The sequence below is a fragment of the Ralstonia sp. AU12-08 genome (assembly GCF_000442475.1).
Taxonomy (GTDB): Bacteria; Pseudomonadota; Gammaproteobacteria; order Burkholderiales; family Burkholderiaceae; genus Ralstonia; species Ralstonia insidiosa.
Map to the genome: position 1 here is coordinate 135,575 of NZ_ASZV01000022.1, position 14,784 is coordinate 150,358.

The window sequence follows — 14,784 nt, forward strand, 5'->3', positions numbered from 1 at the left end:
CTCTGTGTAGACGACGGCTGCACTGTAGGGCACGCGCGGACGAGCGTCAAGGCTTGCCGCGATACGTCCCGCAACAGATTCACCTCCAGCGCGGGCATTCAAAGTTGGGGCGCTCATGCTCAAACCCCTGCAGCATCAGAGGCGCAGCTTTCGCGTCTTCCATGTGGGGAGGTATCGGCTACCTTGGCGCGAGATTCAATCCAACGGTCAACGTCGTCAGATCGCCAAGCAACAGACCGAGACGTAAGCGCGACCGGCGCGGGAAAATCACCCGTGCGGATAAGCGCATAGATTGCGGTTTTTTTGAGGCCCACGGCGTCCATGACGCCCGCTAGGCGCAGCAGTTTGGCTGCCATCCTTCTTCCTTGGAAGAACAGTCAGCCCGCAGAGAGCAGAGATTGCGCGCAAGCGAAAATCCTCACTTCAAGATTGCGATTTTTCGCTGGATGCGCTGCTTCCACTCGCGGTTGTATATCATTCGCTCAGGCTAGCCTACGTTGGCGCGTAAGCGAGCCTGTCCTCTCGCGGGACTGACCGAGTGTCAAAATCGGATGGGCGGTAGTTTCCTAGGCCGCCGCCCATCCTCCTCTTCCCGTACTCCTCAGCAGCGCAAACCCACATCACTCTGCGGAGGTCTCGCTGATGCGCAGCGGTTCAGGGAAGTGCGTCCAGTTTATTGACCTGGCGCGAATGGAAAAAGGAAAGTTTTACTTTAATCTCGGGTAGTGGCCCCGGCGATCGCCAGAACCTTCGCGCCGGCCTTCAGTTCGTCTAAGTAGTCGGCCCATGTCTGCATCATGCGCCTGCGCTCAGCCAGAAAGGCCACACGGTCATACGCCGCTCCGTTCGGGTCCTTCTTCCGGTGCGCGAGCTGCAACTCGATCACCTCGGCCTCGAAGCCCAGCACCTCGCGCAGGATCGTCCGGGCAATAGGTCGCACACCGTGGCCTGTGAACTCCTTTTGCGTGTCGATGCCCATGCGCTTGAGCGCAGCGTTGACGGCAGCTTCCGACATGGGTTTTTTCTTGTCCCTAGCACCGGGGAAGACGTAGTGCCCGTGACCGGTCAACGCGTGCAGGTCCCGCAGGATGGCGACGGCCTGGGTGGATAGCGGCACGATGTGGGGCACATCCCGCTTGGATGACACGAAACGCCATTCGCCTGCATCGAGATCGATGTCCGCCCATTCCGCTGCCCGCAACTCACCAGGTCGAACGAAGAGCATCGGGGCCAACAGCAGCGCGCACTTCACGACAAACGTGCCCGTGAAGGCGTCGAACACGCGCAGCAGCCCTGCCACCTCCTTGGGATCGGTCGGCGCCGCAAAGTGCTTCCCCTTCACTGGCGGCAACGCTCCCCGCAGGTCGCCTGACGGGTCGCGCTCTGCCCGCCCGGTGGCAACGGCGTAGCGGAAGATCTGGCCGCAGGTTTGCAGCACACGGTGCGCCGTGTCGAGGGCGCCGCGAGACTCGACGCGGCGAGCCACACCAAGCAGCTCTGGCGCCTTGATTTCAGCGATCGGCCGGCCGCCCAGCCAGGGAAATACATCGTTCTGCAGGCGAGCAATCACCTTGTAGGCGTTGCTCTTGGACCAGCTTGGCGCGTACTTGGCGTGCCACTCACGAGCGACGGCCTCGAAACTGTTTGCCGTTCGCTCGACCGTCGCCACCTTCTGTGCCTTGCGCTCGAATGACGGGTCAACGCCCTCGCCCAGAAGCCGCTTGGCCTCCTCGCGCCGGTCCCTCGCCTCCTTAAGGCTGACCTCCGGGTAGACGCCAAGGGCCAAAAGCTTCTCTTTGCCTGCGAACCGATACTTCAGTCGCCAGTAGCGTTGCCCGGCGGGCGTGATGTGGAGAAACAAGCCGCCGCCGTCGAACAGCTTGATCGGCTTGTCGGCGGGCTTGGCGTTGCGGATAGCGGTGTCGGTGAGTGCCATCTGGGGGTATCTCCAGCTGGGGGTATCTGATGTACCCCCAAAAATACCCCCATATACCCCCGGCTGCCAATGGACTCCACCGAACTTCGACGGAAAGAAAAAACCCGCGAAGCGTTGAGCTATCGCGGGTTTTTGGACTTCGGCGGAACTCGCCGGAAGTGAATTTGGTGGGTGGTACAGGGATTGAACCTGTGACCCCTGCCGTGTGAAGGCAGTGCTCTACCGCTGAGCTAACCACCCGAAAACTGCTGCCGGGATGCGGCGAAAACGAGATTATGGCGAAAAGCTTCGCCCGTGTAAAGCCCCCGGCTGCACTTTTTTGCTTCGATCTCGCATCAAGCCGCCGGAGGCGTGGCTTCCGACTCTTCCCGGGTCCAGACAGTCTTGCCGCCGCTGGCCTTGTCGATCTCCTTGAGCACGCCAGCATGGGCTTGGGCTTCCGCCTCGGTGGCCAGTAGCACCGGCAATTCAAGCGCGCTCAAGTCAACGGTGGCGGCCACTGCCGAAGCGCTCTCGCCGCCTTCCAGCATGTCGATTACCAGCGTGTTCTGGCCGCGTGTCATGGCCAGGTAGACCTCGGCCAGCAGTTCCGCATCCAGCAAGGCGCCGTGCAGCGTACGGTGCGCGTTGCTCACGCCCAGCCGGTCACACAGCGCATCCAGCGAGTTTCGCTTGCCCGGGAACATCTGGCGCGCCTCGCGCAACGTATCGATATGCCCCGACAGATGTTCGCGGAAGGGCGGCAGCCCCAGGCGCTGGAATTCCATGTCCAGGAAGCCCAAGTCGAACGCGGCGTTGTGGATGATCGCCTCGGCGCCCTGCACGTAGTCGCGGATTTCGTTGACGATTTCCGCAAACTTGGGCTTGTCGGCCACGAACTCGTTGGTGATGCCGTGCACCGCCATTGCGCCTGCGTCGATCTCGCGCTCAGGGTTGATGTAGAAGTGCAGATTGCGGCCGGTCAGCCGGCGGTTGACCATCTCCACACAGCCGATTTCGATCACGCGGTCGCCGGTGGCGGCGTTCAGGCCCGTGGTTTCGGTATCGAGGATGATCTGTCGTGTCATACGCCCACCTACCCGTTACTTGAAGACGACTGTCTTGTGGCCATTGAGCAGGATGCGGTGTTCGGCATGCCACTTCACTGCGCGGGCCAGCGCCACGCATTCCACGTCACGGCCGACGGCGGTGAGCTGCTCCGGGTCCATGCTGTGGTCCACGCGCTCGATCTCCTGCTCGATGATCGGGCCTTCGTCCAGGTCGGCCGTCACATAGTGGGCCGTCGCGCCAATCAGCTTCACGCCACGCTCGTGTGCCTGGTAGTACGGCTTGGCACCCTTGAAGCTCGGCAGGAACGAATGGTGGATGTTGATGGCGCGGCCTTCCAGCTTGCGGCACAGGTCGTTCGAGAGGATCTGCATGTAGCGCGCGAGCACCACCAGGTCGATCTGCTGCTCCTGGGCAATTTCCCAGATGCGGGCTTCTTGCTGCGCTTTCTGTGCATCAGTCGCCTGCAGCAGCGGCAAGTGCATGAATGGCACGTCGTACGACGCGGCCAGTTGGTAGAAATCGCGATGGTTCGAAACAATCGCGGCGATCTCGATCGGCAGTTGGCCTGCGCGGGCGCGGAACAGCAGGTCGTTCAGGCAATGGCCGATCTTCGAGACCAGGATCATCACGCGCGGCTTGATCGCGGCGTCGAACATGCCCCACTGCATCGAGAAACGATCACCGATGGGTGCAAAGCGGTCGCGCAGCGTCTGCAGCTCCAGCGGCTGGCCCTGCGGCACGAAATGCACGCGCATGAAGAAGCGGTTGGTGAACTCGTCGCCGTACTGGTCGGAATCGAGAATGTTGCAGCCTTGCTCGAACAACAGACCGGACACGGCATGAACGATGCCGGGCTGGTCCGGACAGGACAGGGTGAGGATGAAACCGGAGTGACTCATGAAGCGTTTTACGTATTGTTGTCAGGCGCGAACCGTTGCGGCACAAGGGACGGAATCAGGCGCGCCAGGGCACCGAGGGTGACGAGCGTGGCGTCCACCGTCATCGCACAATCCGCCATGATATCAAGCGCGGCGTCGGGGCTGGCACGCAGGTGGCCAGCCACCTCGCCGTCCTGATTGGCTGGGGTGAAGCTGGCGGGCAGCGTCAGGTCAAAGGCAAACAGGGTCTCGTTCTGGATGCCTTCGGGCACGGTGCGCAGGACGTCGATCGTGCCGCACGGCACCAGCCGGGCCGCCAGATCGGCACCGATGCCCGCCTCTTCCCAGCATTCTTTTTCCAGTGCGCGGCGCGCATCGAACCCGTGGCTGATACCGCCGGCGACGAGGTTGTCCCACATGCCGGGGTCGATCGGCTTGGTGTTGGCACGGCGGGCCAGCCAGAGCATCGGCTCTGGGCCGTCGATCAAGCCGTTCATGTGGGCGGCGTACGTCCGGATACCGAAAAAGCGTGCCGCCGCCCGCTCGATCAGCGCCAGTGCAAGCGTGCCCCAGCCGGTATTGACGGCGAATTGCTCGTCGCGCCAACCACGTACGTGCCCCTCCTCGGCCAGGCGCGCAATCACCTCGGCCAAGGCGGCCGTGCGATCGCCCTCGGTGGTAAGGGTGCTGCGCAAATCGACCCGACCTGCCGATACCTCGAACCACTGCGGCCAGCGGCCAAGCAGCGTGGCGCGCCCGGCATCCAGCCAGCCAACGCGCTGCCCCCCAACGATCCAGGGCACCAAAGCTGCGGCGTCAAAGGCGTTGCGGGCCGCCAAACCGTCAACAACCCGATGAATACGTGAGTCAGTCATGCGATCACCGCGCACAGCAGCATGGCATTGTGCTTTCCGCGCCGCGCCCGAATGTGCTGTTCATGCGCGATAATGTGCTGTTAGTAGACGCCATCATCAGATTGGAGAAACAAGGATGGATGAAATCGACGAGCTGTCGGATCTGCCGACCCCGCGCTTTATCTGGGGCTTCGCCATTGACGTCACACCGTCCGGCGAAGTGTCGCACGATGAATTCGAATACCTCACGCACACGCGTTCGCCGCGCTTCACGTGCCGCGTGGTGGAACTCGAAGACATGCCCGCCGAGCCGGAAGACGATGGCGATATCGATGGCCGCATCGTCCACTTCGAAAACCCCAAGCGGATGTTCTACATCACCGACTTGGGCCTGGCGCTGATGAACTTCACGCTGTTCGACAAGGTGGACAACAAGGCCAAGCTGAAGAACGCCTGCGACGAAGCCATCGCCGACTGGCTGACCCGCCGCGACTTCCTCGATTCCGAGGAAGACGACGAGGAGTAATCCGCCTAGCTTGCCCGGCCTGCGTTTTCACCGTCGAAGCGCAGGTCAGTCAAGCGAACATCGGCGTAGGAGCGCCCTGCATCGAGCAGGGCTGAGACCTGCGCCTTCACCCGCTCCTTCTGCGCCCGCAATGCGCGCGGCGGCACCGTCGGATCCTGACCGGTGTGGTGCAGATACAGCATCTTGTAGGTGAGCTGGCTCACCATCCACTGCCGCAGCACGCGGCGACGGCCTGCGTGCTCAGTCTCAAGCGAATCCACCTGCGTCAGCAACGCCGAAAAGGCCCGCGCCATGCTGTTGGCATCGGACGCTACGCCCGCAATGCAACGCTCAGCCAAAGCGCGCGCTTCCGTTGGTGACATGACATCGGCTTGAACGAAACGGTCCGCGGGCTGGCTGACGGCCACGCCCTGGCGTGCAAGCCGGGCGGATACACCGCTCAAGGCTTCCTGTGCGCGACGGATGGAGGCATCCAACGATTCGGTGCTGGCCTGCAGCAAACCAATGGTCGGCGATTCATTGGGCGGTTCGGCTATTTTTTTCGCGTCCATGGTCCCCTCCGGTTGCCGCCCGTTGCCCAAAACGCACCGAGGCGAAAAACGGATTGTAAGGCGCATAGCGCACAGCGCGACAAAAGATCACATTTGTGCGGAAAAAATGGCGCCGGCTGTGACAACGCGCAATCAACCAAGCGACTGCTGTTGGCTTGGATCAACGCCGCATGACCGCGTCACGGTTAAAATAGAAGATTGTGCGCAACGTGCCCCCCCCCTGCCCTGCGCCCTGTCATTTGCTGACCGCCTTTGCGCGGCAAGGAAGTCGCCTTGATCAAGTGGATTCTCGTTGCCCTCTACCTGGGCTCCATCCTGTACGTGCACTTTCGCGGCAAGGTGCGCCTGAAGTTCTGGCGCCAGATGTTCGACCACTCCGCCGTGGTCGCGCCGGTCAACTGCTTCATGTACGCCTTCTCAGGCGTGCCGCAGACGGCCTATGTGCCGGTCGAGCGCTTTCCTGACCTGGAAAAGCTACAGGCCGCCTGGCCGCAAATTCGCGATGAAGGCCTGGCACTGGTCAACCTGAGCAAGATCAAGGCGGCCGAGAAGAACGACGATGCTGGCTTCAACTCCTTCTTCAAGAATGGCTGGAAGCGTTTCTACCTGAAGTGGTATGAAGCGAGCCACCCGTCGGCCGAGCAGTTCTGCCCGAAAACCGTGGCGTTGCTGCGTGAGTTGCCCAGTGTGAAGGCCGCGATGTTCGCCGAACTGCCACCCGGCGGCAAGCTCAACCCACACCGTGACCCGTTTGCCGGTTCGCTGCGCTACCACCTGGGCCTGGCCACGCCGAACGATGACCGCTGCTTTATCGAAGTCGACGGCGAGCGCCACAGCTGGCGTGACGGCGAAGGCGTGGTCTTTGACGAGACCTACCTGCACTGGGCGCAGAACGGCTCCGACAAGGACCGCCTGATCCTCTTCTGCGATATCGAGCGCCCGATGAAATTCGGCTGGGCGCAGCGCATCAACAAGTGGCTCGGCCGCAAGGTCATGACCGCCGCCAGCTCTCCCAACGATGAGGGCGACCAGACCGGCGGCATCAACAAGCTGTTCCGCTACGTTTGGCTGATGGGCCAGTATCGCCGCCGCTTCAAGGCGTGGAACCGCAAGGCTTACTACGTGGTGAAGTTCGGCCTGATCATCGGCGTGGCAGCGCTCATCATCTGGATCTGATCGACACGCATGGCATCGCACAAGAAACCGGCTTCGCGCCGGTTTTTTGTTGCGTTTGCAAAAGATGCAAGCAATACGACTTCCTTACGCTTTTACACAAGTCGGTGTGAAAAAGCGCTACGTCAGCCACAAATCTCGCCTAATGTCAGGAACTGAGCGCTCAGGCGCTCATCTGATATGGCGGGCACGCCGCTTGCTGCCAGGAGATTGACACCCTTGGCCGACAAGTTCGGGGCCCACGTCAGCTCATTACACAGGGCGCGTTTGCACCGTCTGGCCCCCTTCCACAACACTGAGACCGATCGCCATGAATAAGAACCTCATTAGCCGCCGTACTGCCGCCACGCTTGCTGCCATCGCGCTGCTTGGCACCCAGATCGCAGCCTGTACCACCACCAGCCCGAATGCCGCGGGCTCCGACGTGATGACGTCGACCAACAAGCACGCCACTACCAACTCGCAAGCCGATTCCGTGCTCTCGCGCCTGTACACCACGGCCGATGGCTCACGCGAGCTTGTTGGGCGCGCCAAGGGTGTACTGGTGTTCCCGTCGGTGCTCAATGCCGGCTTTGTGGTCGGCGGGCAATACGGTGAAGGCGTGCTGCGTACCGGCGGCGGCCGTCCGCTGGGCTACTACAACATCGCCTCCGCTTCGGTGGGCTTCCAGGCCGGCGCCCAGTCGCGCGCACTCATCATCCTGTTCATGACGGACGAGGCGCTGCAGAAATTCCAAGCCAGCCAGGGCTGGACGGCTGGTGTGGACGCCACGGTGGCGTTGGCCAAGATCGGCGCCAATGGCGCGATCGACACCAACACCGCGCAACAGCCGATCATCGGCTTCAACCTGACCAATGCGGGCCTGATGGCTGGCGCATCGGTCGAAGGCACGAAGATCACCAAGCAGACCAACTGATCCGCACACGCTGCCTGTTGCAAGAACCGCCGTCTCGTACGGCGGTTTTTTTTTGCCGGTCGGGCATACAGCGTTGCACCGATGTTGCAGCGCGCGTTGCAGCATCCCGGTGCAAGACAACAAAGCAACCACACAGAAAAGCGCGCAGGCAGGTCGCCCATGCGCGCCAGCTTTGTCTCCGGGTTGAAATCCGCCGGCACGATCGATCTGGGCGGGCTGGACGTCCGCTACGGCCCCAATTACCCGCAAGGAATCGGACTACGCCAAACTCACGGTGATCGGCTCGATCGGTACGTTCGTCAAAGAGGTGCATACTCCGATGCACGCTGCCGCAGCAGCCGCTCTACCGCAAGGCATAGCGGTTGCCTGCGTAAAACGCATGAGTACATAAGAAAATACTATTTGGAATTCGCATACTGCCTCTACCAGAATGCATGAACCACATGCATGACTGGGATCAATCAGGCTGATGGAACTCCGACAACTCGAAGCGTTTGCTGCCGTCATGTCGACCGGCAGCGTCACCGCGGCAGGCAAACTGCTGGGCCGTTCGCAGCCCGCCATCAGCCGCCTCATTCAAGACCTCGAAGCCGAAATCGGCTATGCCCTGTTCACGCGTGCAGGGCCGCGCGTCTCGCCCACCGAGCAGGGTTTCCTGCTGTATGAAGACGTCGAACACACGCTGATCAGTTTGCGGCAGATCCGCACGCGCGCAGAAGAAATCGCGCGTGGAGAAGCGCGCCCGCTGCGGCTGGCTGCCACCTCTGCGCTGGCGGCCGGGCTGCTGCCCGCGGCGCTGGCCGATCACCCCGAGTTGACCCAGCACGTTCAAATTCGTAGCGCCTCGCCCGAGCAGGTTGTGCATGCAGTACTCACAGGCGCGGCAGACCTGGGCATGAGCAGCCTGCCGTTGGAGCATCGCGGTGTGACGGTGCATTGGATTGGCGAATCGGCATGCGTGGCTGCAGTGCAGCACAGCGACCCACTGGCCGCCGGTGATCGTGTGGCGCTGGCGGATTGCGCCGGCCGCCGCATCGTGACGATGCACAACCCGTATCGCCTGCGCCGCCGCCTGGATCAGGCGCTCGCGCAAGCCGGCGTCACCCCAGCCGAACTGATTGAAACCAACGCCTCGTTCAACGCGCTGACCGCCGTGCGTGCCGGCCTGGGCGTGGCGTTGCTGGAGCCGATCACCGCTTACGGCGTGCCGATTGACGGCGTGACGGTACGCCCAATCGACGCCGACATCCCCTTCTTCTTTGGCGTGATCACCCCAGAGGCCAAGCGGCCATCGGCGGCCGTGACCGCGCTGATCAACGCGCTCTCCCGCGCCGCGCAACGCCTGCTGCCCGACTGCAAGCTGCACAACCCGTCACGCCACGCCAGCGTGCTGCAGGTGCTGTACGGCGAACCCACTAACGCAACAGAAGACGCGTCCGCATGACCGCAGCACAACACGACAACGCGCCGCACGCGCCCGGCGCCACCGGGCCCACCGGACTGAAGGCACTGGAAGCCCGTTTGCGCCAGGACCTGGCGTGGCTGGAATTGCCCGCCAAGGCGTGGACACTACCGCATGAACTGAACGGCCAGCCCGTGCTGGATGTGGCCGTCATTGGCGGCGGCATGGCTGGCCTGGCGGCGGCAACGTCGCTCAAGCATCTGGGCATTGGCGCGGTGGTGTTCGACCGCTCGCCCATTGGCTTCGAAGGCCCGTGGGCAACCACCGCGCGCATGGAGACCCTGCGCTCTCCCAAGCAGTTGACGGGCCCTGCGCTGGGCTTGCCCGCGTTGACCTTCCGCGCGTGGTTCGAGGCGCAGTTTGGTACCGAAGCGTGGGAAGTGCTCGACAAGATCCCGCGCCTGCAATGGATGGACTACCTGCGCTGGTACCGCCACGTGCTGCAGATTGACGTACGCAACGAGCACCACGTGAAAGCGATTCACCCGCGCAAGGATGGCGCTGTCGAACTCGTGATCGATGTGCCGGGTCAGCCGACGCAACGCGTGTATGCGCGCCGCGTGGTGCTGGCCACCGGACGTGACGGCCTGGGTGGCCCGACCGTGCCGGACTTTGCAAGTCGCCTGCCACGCCGGTGGTGGGCGCATTCGTCCGATGAGATGGACTACGGCACCCTGGCCGGCAAGCGTGTTGGCGTGATCGGCGCGGGCGCATCGGCGATGGACTCGGCGGCAACGGCGCTGGAAGCCGGCGCAGCCAGCGTCGACCTGCTGATCCGCCGCGCCGACCTGCCCCGCGTGAACAAGGGCAAGGGCGCCGGCAGCCCCGGGCTCGTGCACGGCCACCTGCATCTGCCTGACGCGTGGAAATGGCGCATCCGCCATTACATCAACGTTGAACAGGTACCCCCGCCGCGTGGCAGCACGCTGCGCGTGTCGCGTCATGCCAATGCGCGCTTCAACTTCGGCTGCGCCATTCTGGGCGTGGACGAGCACGACGGCGTGCTGCACGTGGCCACACCCAAGGGCGTGTTCCATCTGGACTTCCTGATCTTCTCGACGGGCTTTCGCACCGACTGGGCCTCGCGCCCCGAGTTCAGACTGCTGGCACCACACATCCGCCTATGGCGCGACCGCTACACCCCGCGCCCCGGCGAGGAAGACACCGAGCTGAGCGACTCCCCCGATCTCGGCCCCGCATTTGAATTCCGCGAGAAAGTGCCCGGCTCGCTGCCCGGTCTGTCGCGCGTGCATTGCTTCTGCTACCCCGCATCCCTCACGCACGGCAGCGTGTCGGGCGACATCCCCGCCATCAGTGAGGGTGCGAAGCGACTGGCCCAAGGCATTGCAGGCCTGCTGTACCAAGAAGACATCGAAGCGCACTACGCCGCCATCGAGGCGTATGCGGAGCCGGAAATTTTCGGTGACGAATGGACACCCGCACCGCCTCCCGGCATCGACGTTAATGCAGAGGCCACCTCAAGCCAGGAGGCGGCACGATGACGGGTTGGCTCGGTTGGCTAGTAGGCCGCATCGGCCAGGCGCTGCTGGTCGTGCTGGTAATGACGGTGATTGTTTTTGTTGGGCTGCACGCCATTGGCAACCCGGTCGACATCCTGATCGGTCAGGACGTGGACCAAATCGACCGCGCGCGCATCATTGCCGAACTTGGCCTGGACAAGCCGCTGTGGCAGCAGTACCTGAGTTTTCTGAACGGTGCGGTGCACGGCAACCTCGGCAAAAGCTTTGTCTACAACGAACCCGCCATCCAACTGATCCTGCAGCGCCTGCCGGCCACGTTGGAACTGGCCTTTGCGGCACTCATCATCGCGGTGGTGATCGGTGTGCCGCTGGGGTTGTTCGCGGGGCTGTATCCGAACCATCCGGTGTCGCGTCTGCTGATGACGGGCAGCGTGGTGGGTTTCTCACTGCCGACGTTCTGGGTGGGGCTGATGCTGATCATGGCGTTCAGCGTGAGCCTCGGTTGGCTGCCCGCCAGCGGGCGCGGTGAGACGGCTCGCCTGTTCGGCGTCGAGTGGTCGTGGCTGACGGCTGACGGCCTGCGCCACCTGCTACTGCCTGCGATCAACCTGTCGCTGTTCAAGCTCTCGCTGGTGCTGCGACTGACTTCAGCCGGCGTGCGCGAGGTGCTGCCGATGGACTTCGTGAAGTTCGCACGTGCCAAGGGGCTGTCGCCGCTGCGCGTGGTGTTGGCGCACGTGCTGCGCAACACGTTGATCCCGCTGGTGACGGTGCTCGGCCTGGAGCTGGGTTCGACCATCGCGTTTGCCGTGGTGACGGAGAGCATCTTTGCGTGGCCCGGCGCGGGCAAGCTGATCCTGGACAGCATCAACTCGCTGGACCGCCCTGTCATCGTTTCCTACCTCATCGTTGTGGTGTGCCTGTTCGTGTCGCTCAACCTGATCGTCGACATCCTGTATCGCATGCTGGACCCGCGTGTGCGCGCAGCAGATAACGCAGAGGCCGCATGAACACGTCTTCGCAAACCACGGTGGCAACCGCCACGCCAACGGCTCCCGCACCAAGAAAGCAATCGCCTTGGCGGCGCGTGGCAGCAGATTTCCTCGCCTCCAAATCCGCCATCTTCGGGCTGGCCGTTGTTGTGCTGCTGATGGCTGCCGCGCTGGCTGCGCCCTGGATCACACCGCAGAACCCGTACGACCTGATGCAGCTCGACGTGCTGGACTCGCGCCTGCCGCCGGGCTCGCCCAATGGGCTGGGCACCTTTACGTACTGGCTTGGCACGGATGGCCAGGGGCGCGATCTCTACTCCGGCATCCTCTACGGCCTGCGCATCAGCCTGGGTGTGGGGATTGGCTCGGCCGCCGTTGCCGCCGTGATTGGCACGTTGCTCGGGCTGATTGCCGCCTACGCGGGTGGCAAGGTCGACAACTTCATCATGCGCACGGTCGATCTGCTGCTGTCGTTTCCGTCTGTACTGGTCGCGATGATGATCCTGGCCTACCTCGGCAAAAGCATCACCAACGTGGTGCTGACGCTGGTACTGCTGGAGTGGGCGTACTACGCACGCACGGTGCGCGGGCAAGCGCTGGTTGAGCGCCGCCGCGAATACGTGGAAGCCGCTCGCTCGCTCGCCCTGCCCGGCTGGCGCATTGCGCTGAAGCACATCCTGCCGAACTGCCTGCCGCCGCTGATCGTGGTGGGCACGCTGCAGGTGGCGCGTGCGATCACGCTGGAAGCCACCCTCTCCTTCCTGGGCTTGGGCGTACCGATTACCGAGCCGTCGTTGGGCTTGCTGATTGCCAACGGATACCAATACATGTTGTCTGGTCAGTACTGGATCAGTTTCTATCCGGGCATTGCGCTGCTGCTGGCGCTGGTCGCCATCAACCTGGTGGGCGACCGCCTGCGCGAAGTGCTGAACCCGAGGACGCAACGATGAGCGCGTCCGCAAGTTCCAATCCGTTGACGCTGGAAGTCCGCAACCTGCGCACGCATTTCTTCACACGCGACGGCGTACTGCCGGCGGTGGACGACGTGTCGTTCTCGCTGGAGCGCGGGCGCATCCTGGGGCTGGTCGGGGAATCGGGCTCGGGCAAGTCGGTCACCGGTTTCTCGATCATGGGTCTGGTGGACCCGCCCGGCCGCGTGGTCGGCGGCGAGATCCTCTACCAGGGCCGCGATCTGACCAAGCTGCCCGCGCGTGAACTGCGCAAGCTGCAGGGCAACCGCATCGCCATGGTCTTTCAAGACCCGATGATGACGCTCAACCCGGTGCTGCGCATCGACGCCCAGATGATCGAGGCCGTGCGCGCGCACAGCAGCATAAGCCACACGCAGGCCCGTGAGCACGCGCGCGACACGCTGGGCCTGATGGGCATTCCCAGCCCGGAAGAGCGGCTACACGCGTATCCGCACCAGCTCTCTGGCGGCATGCGACAGCGCGTGGCGATTGCCATTGCGATGCTGCATCGGCCCGACCTGATCATTGCGGACGAGCCGACCACGGCGCTGGACGTGACCATCCAGGCGCAAATTCTGTCGGAAGTGCAGAAGCTCGCACGCCAGCACGGCACCGCGCTGATCTGGATCACGCATGACTTGTCCGTCGTTGCCGGCCTGGCCGATGAAGTGGCCGTGATGTATGCCGGCCGCATCGTCGAGCATGGCCCGGTGGACGCCGTGCTCGATGCCCCGCTGCACCCGTACACCATGGGCCTGATCGACAGCCTGCCCAGCGAAAACCGCCGCGGCCAGCGCCTGCGCCAGATTCCGGGCATGACGCCGAACCTGTTGTCGCTGCCGGCTGGCTGCGCGTTTGCTGCGCGTTGCCCGCGCGCATCCGATGCCTGCGGCGTACGCCCGGAGATCACCCAACCGAACCCTGGCCGCCTGGTGCGTTGCTTCCACCCTGGCACGCTGCCGGCAGCCACGCGGGAGGTCGCATGAGCACGCCGCTGGTAGAACTCAAGCAAGTCGGCAAGCGCTTCGGTGATCGCAAGATTGGCCCAGTTGACGGCATGCTGCAGCGTCTGGGGCTCGCGAAGCCGCCCGCCGTGGTGCGCGCCGTTGATGGCATCGACCTGGCGATCCAGCCCGGTGAAGTCGTCGGTCTGGTCGGTGAATCAGGCTGCGGCAAGTCCACGCTCGGCCGCATCGCCGCAGGGTTGATGCCGCCGTCTGACGGCGAGGTGCGCGTGGACGGCAAAGCCGTCAACACGCTCTCTGCTGAGGAGGCACGCGATGCCCGCCTGAAGATCCAGATGATCTTCCAAGACCCATACGCCAGCCTCAACCCGCGCCTGCGTGTGGAAGAAATCATCGGCGAGGCGGCGCGTGTGCACGGCCTGACCGACCGCGCCAATTTTGCCGACTACGTAGCCGCGCAGATGCAGCGCGCGGGCCTCGACCCTGCCCTGCGTGACCGCTATCCGCATCAGTTCAGCGGGGGGCAGCGTCAGCGCATCGGCATTGCACGCGCGCTGGCGGTGCAGCCGTCGATGCTCGTCTGCGACGAGGCGGTGGCAGCGCTGGACGTGTCCATCCAGGCGCAGATCCTGAACCTGTTCATGGACCTGCGCGAGCAGCTCAACCTGACGTACCTGTTCATCAGCCACGACCTGGGTGTGGTGGAGCACCTGTCGGATCGCGTGGTCATCATGTATCTGGGCCGCGTGGTGGAATCGGCGCCAGCGGAGGAAGTGTTCCGCCGTCCGAACCATCCGTACACGCAGACGCTGCTGGCGGAGATTCCACGCCTATCGGCCCGGCACAAGACGTTCACGGCCATCCAGGGCGAAATGCCCAGCCCGCTGAACCCACCCACGGGCTGCCATTTCCACCCGCGCTGCCCGCACGCCATGCCCCGCTGCAAAACCGAAACGCCGACGCTGCGCGGCATTGCGGTCAACCATGTCAGCGCCTGTCATTTGAACGACATCCAATAAGCCAACGATT

The 14,784-nt window shown here is 63.5% G+C and carries 15 protein-coding genes and 1 tRNA gene; 9 read left to right on the forward strand and 7 right to left on the reverse strand.

Annotated features, from left to right (window positions below; all coding sequences use genetic code 11):
* Nucleotides 1-119 precede the first annotated feature (119 nt).
* The 6 genes from C404_RS59295 to C404_RS42290 form a co-directional block, all read right to left on the reverse strand.
* Nucleotides 120-356 carry a helix-turn-helix transcriptional regulator gene (locus C404_RS59295; RefSeq protein WP_081659357.1) on the reverse strand — a complete coding sequence of 79 codons (237 nt, stop codon included), beginning with the start codon at nt 354-356 and terminating at the stop codon, nt 120-122.
* Nucleotides 357-712: 356 nt separating this feature from the next.
* The gene (locus tag C404_RS0129935; protein WP_031329346.1) at nt 713-1,936 is read right to left on the reverse strand and encodes a tyrosine-type recombinase/integrase; all 1,224 of its coding nucleotides are present in this window, start codon (nt 1,934-1,936) and stop codon (nt 713-715) included.
* A gap of 165 nt (nt 1,937-2,101) precedes the next feature.
* Nucleotides 2,102-2,176 (reverse strand) — tRNA-Val (locus C404_RS42275).
* Between the two features lie 95 nt (nt 2,177-2,271).
* Nucleotides 2,272-3,003: a DNA polymerase III subunit epsilon gene (dnaQ, locus tag C404_RS42280; protein ID WP_021194846.1), complete on the reverse strand. Its 732-nt coding sequence runs from the start codon at nt 3,001-3,003 to the stop codon at nt 2,272-2,274.
* Between the two features lie 15 nt (nt 3,004-3,018).
* Entirely contained in the window at nt 3,019-3,885 is an 867-nt protein-coding gene (purU, locus tag C404_RS42285; RefSeq protein WP_021194847.1) for a formyltetrahydrofolate deformylase, read from the reverse strand.
* Between the two features lie 8 nt (nt 3,886-3,893).
* A complete protein-coding gene (locus C404_RS42290) occupies nt 3,894-4,739 on the reverse strand; it encodes an NUDIX hydrolase (protein WP_021194848.1) in 846 nt (281 codons plus the stop codon).
* Nucleotides 4,740-4,854: 115 nt separating this feature from the next.
* Between C404_RS42290 and C404_RS42295 the strand changes: the two genes are divergently transcribed.
* The gene (locus C404_RS42295; RefSeq protein WP_021194849.1) at nt 4,855-5,244 is read left to right on the forward strand and encodes a hypothetical protein; all 390 of its coding nucleotides are present in this window, start codon (nt 4,855-4,857) and stop codon (nt 5,242-5,244) included.
* A gap of 5 nt (nt 5,245-5,249) precedes the next feature.
* On the opposite strand, the gene C404_RS42300 is transcribed toward C404_RS42295, so the two are convergent.
* On the reverse strand, nt 5,250-5,795 hold the full coding sequence (locus C404_RS42300) for a hypothetical protein (RefSeq protein WP_021194850.1): 546 nt from the start codon (nt 5,793-5,795) through the stop codon (nt 5,250-5,252).
* Between the two features lie 273 nt (nt 5,796-6,068).
* Between C404_RS42300 and lpxO the strand changes: the two genes are divergently transcribed.
* The 8 genes from lpxO (at nt 6,069) to C404_RS42340 (ending at nt 14,774) form a co-directional block, all read left to right on the forward strand.
* The gene (gene lpxO, locus C404_RS42305; protein ID WP_031329347.1) at nt 6,069-6,971 is read left to right on the forward strand and encodes a lipid A hydroxylase LpxO; all 903 of its coding nucleotides are present in this window, start codon (nt 6,069-6,071) and stop codon (nt 6,969-6,971) included.
* A 307-nt stretch (nt 6,972-7,278) separates the two neighbouring features.
* On the forward strand, nt 7,279-7,884 hold the full coding sequence (locus tag C404_RS42310) for a BPSL1445 family SYLF domain-containing lipoprotein (protein WP_021194852.1): 606 nt from the start codon (nt 7,279-7,281) through the stop codon (nt 7,882-7,884).
* A gap of 469 nt (nt 7,885-8,353) precedes the next feature.
* Nucleotides 8,354-9,328, forward strand: a complete 975-nt coding sequence (locus tag C404_RS42315) for a LysR family transcriptional regulator (protein WP_021194853.1) — start codon at nt 8,354-8,356, stop codon at nt 9,326-9,328.
* Nucleotides 9,325-10,848: a flavin-containing monooxygenase gene (locus C404_RS42320; RefSeq protein ID WP_021194854.1), complete on the forward strand. Its 1,524-nt coding sequence runs from the start codon at nt 9,325-9,327 to the stop codon at nt 10,846-10,848. Before C404_RS42315 ends, C404_RS42320 begins: the two co-directional genes overlap by 4 nt.
* A complete protein-coding gene (locus tag C404_RS42325) occupies nt 10,845-11,837 on the forward strand; it encodes an ABC transporter permease (RefSeq protein WP_021194855.1) in 993 nt (330 codons plus the stop codon). The genes C404_RS42320 and C404_RS42325 overlap by 4 nt, the downstream gene beginning before the upstream one ends.
* Complete coding sequence (locus C404_RS42330) at nt 11,834-12,769, forward strand: ABC transporter permease (RefSeq protein ID WP_021194856.1); 936 nt, start codon at nt 11,834-11,836, stop codon at nt 12,767-12,769. The genes C404_RS42325 and C404_RS42330 overlap by 4 nt, the downstream gene beginning before the upstream one ends.
* Complete coding sequence (locus tag C404_RS42335) at nt 12,766-13,776, forward strand: ABC transporter ATP-binding protein (RefSeq protein WP_031329348.1); 1,011 nt, start codon at nt 12,766-12,768, stop codon at nt 13,774-13,776. The genes C404_RS42330 and C404_RS42335 overlap by 4 nt, the downstream gene beginning before the upstream one ends.
* Nucleotides 13,773-14,774 (forward strand): ABC transporter ATP-binding protein, encoded by a 1,002-nt coding sequence (locus tag C404_RS42340; RefSeq protein WP_021194858.1) that lies wholly within the window; start codon nt 13,773-13,775, stop codon nt 14,772-14,774. The genes C404_RS42335 and C404_RS42340 overlap by 4 nt, the downstream gene beginning before the upstream one ends.
* The last annotated feature ends 10 nt before the right edge of the window (nt 14,775-14,784 follow it).

Bases quoted from the DNA above. Each gene is read 5' to 3' on its own strand.
- C404_RS42290 (WP_021194848.1), bottom strand. From the start codon at position 4,739: ATGACTGACTCACGTATTCATCGGGTTGTTGACGGTTTGGCGGCCCGC.
- C404_RS42315 (WP_021194853.1), top strand. From the start codon at position 8,354: ATGGAACTCCGACAACTCGAAGCGTTTGCTGCCGTCATGTCGACCGGC.
- C404_RS42330 (WP_021194856.1), top strand. From the start codon at position 11,834: ATGAACACGTCTTCGCAAACCACGGTGGCAACCGCCACGCCAACGGCT.
- C404_RS42300 (WP_021194850.1), bottom strand. From the start codon at position 5,795: ATGGACGCGAAAAAAATAGCCGAACCGCCCAATGAATCGCCGACCATT.
- dnaQ (WP_021194846.1), bottom strand. From the start codon at position 3,003: ATGACACGACAGATCATCCTCGATACCGAAACCACGGGCCTGAACGCC.
- C404_RS42325 (WP_021194855.1), top strand. From the start codon at position 10,845: ATGACGGGTTGGCTCGGTTGGCTAGTAGGCCGCATCGGCCAGGCGCTG.
- purU (WP_021194847.1), bottom strand. From the start codon at position 3,885: ATGAGTCACTCCGGTTTCATCCTCACCCTGTCCTGTCCGGACCAGCCC.
- C404_RS42335 (WP_031329348.1), top strand. From the start codon at position 12,766: ATGAGCGCGTCCGCAAGTTCCAATCCGTTGACGCTGGAAGTCCGCAAC.
- C404_RS42310 (WP_021194852.1), top strand. From the start codon at position 7,279: ATGAATAAGAACCTCATTAGCCGCCGTACTGCCGCCACGCTTGCTGCC.
- C404_RS42295 (WP_021194849.1), top strand. From the start codon at position 4,855: ATGGATGAAATCGACGAGCTGTCGGATCTGCCGACCCCGCGCTTTATC.
- C404_RS0129935 (WP_031329346.1), bottom strand. From the start codon at position 1,936: ATGGCACTCACCGACACCGCTATCCGCAACGCCAAGCCCGCCGACAAG.
- C404_RS42320 (WP_021194854.1), top strand. From the start codon at position 9,325: ATGACCGCAGCACAACACGACAACGCGCCGCACGCGCCCGGCGCCACC.
- C404_RS59295 (WP_081659357.1), bottom strand. From the start codon at position 356: ATGGCAGCCAAACTGCTGCGCCTAGCGGGCGTCATGGACGCCGTGGGC.
- C404_RS42340 (WP_021194858.1), top strand. From the start codon at position 13,773: ATGAGCACGCCGCTGGTAGAACTCAAGCAAGTCGGCAAGCGCTTCGGT.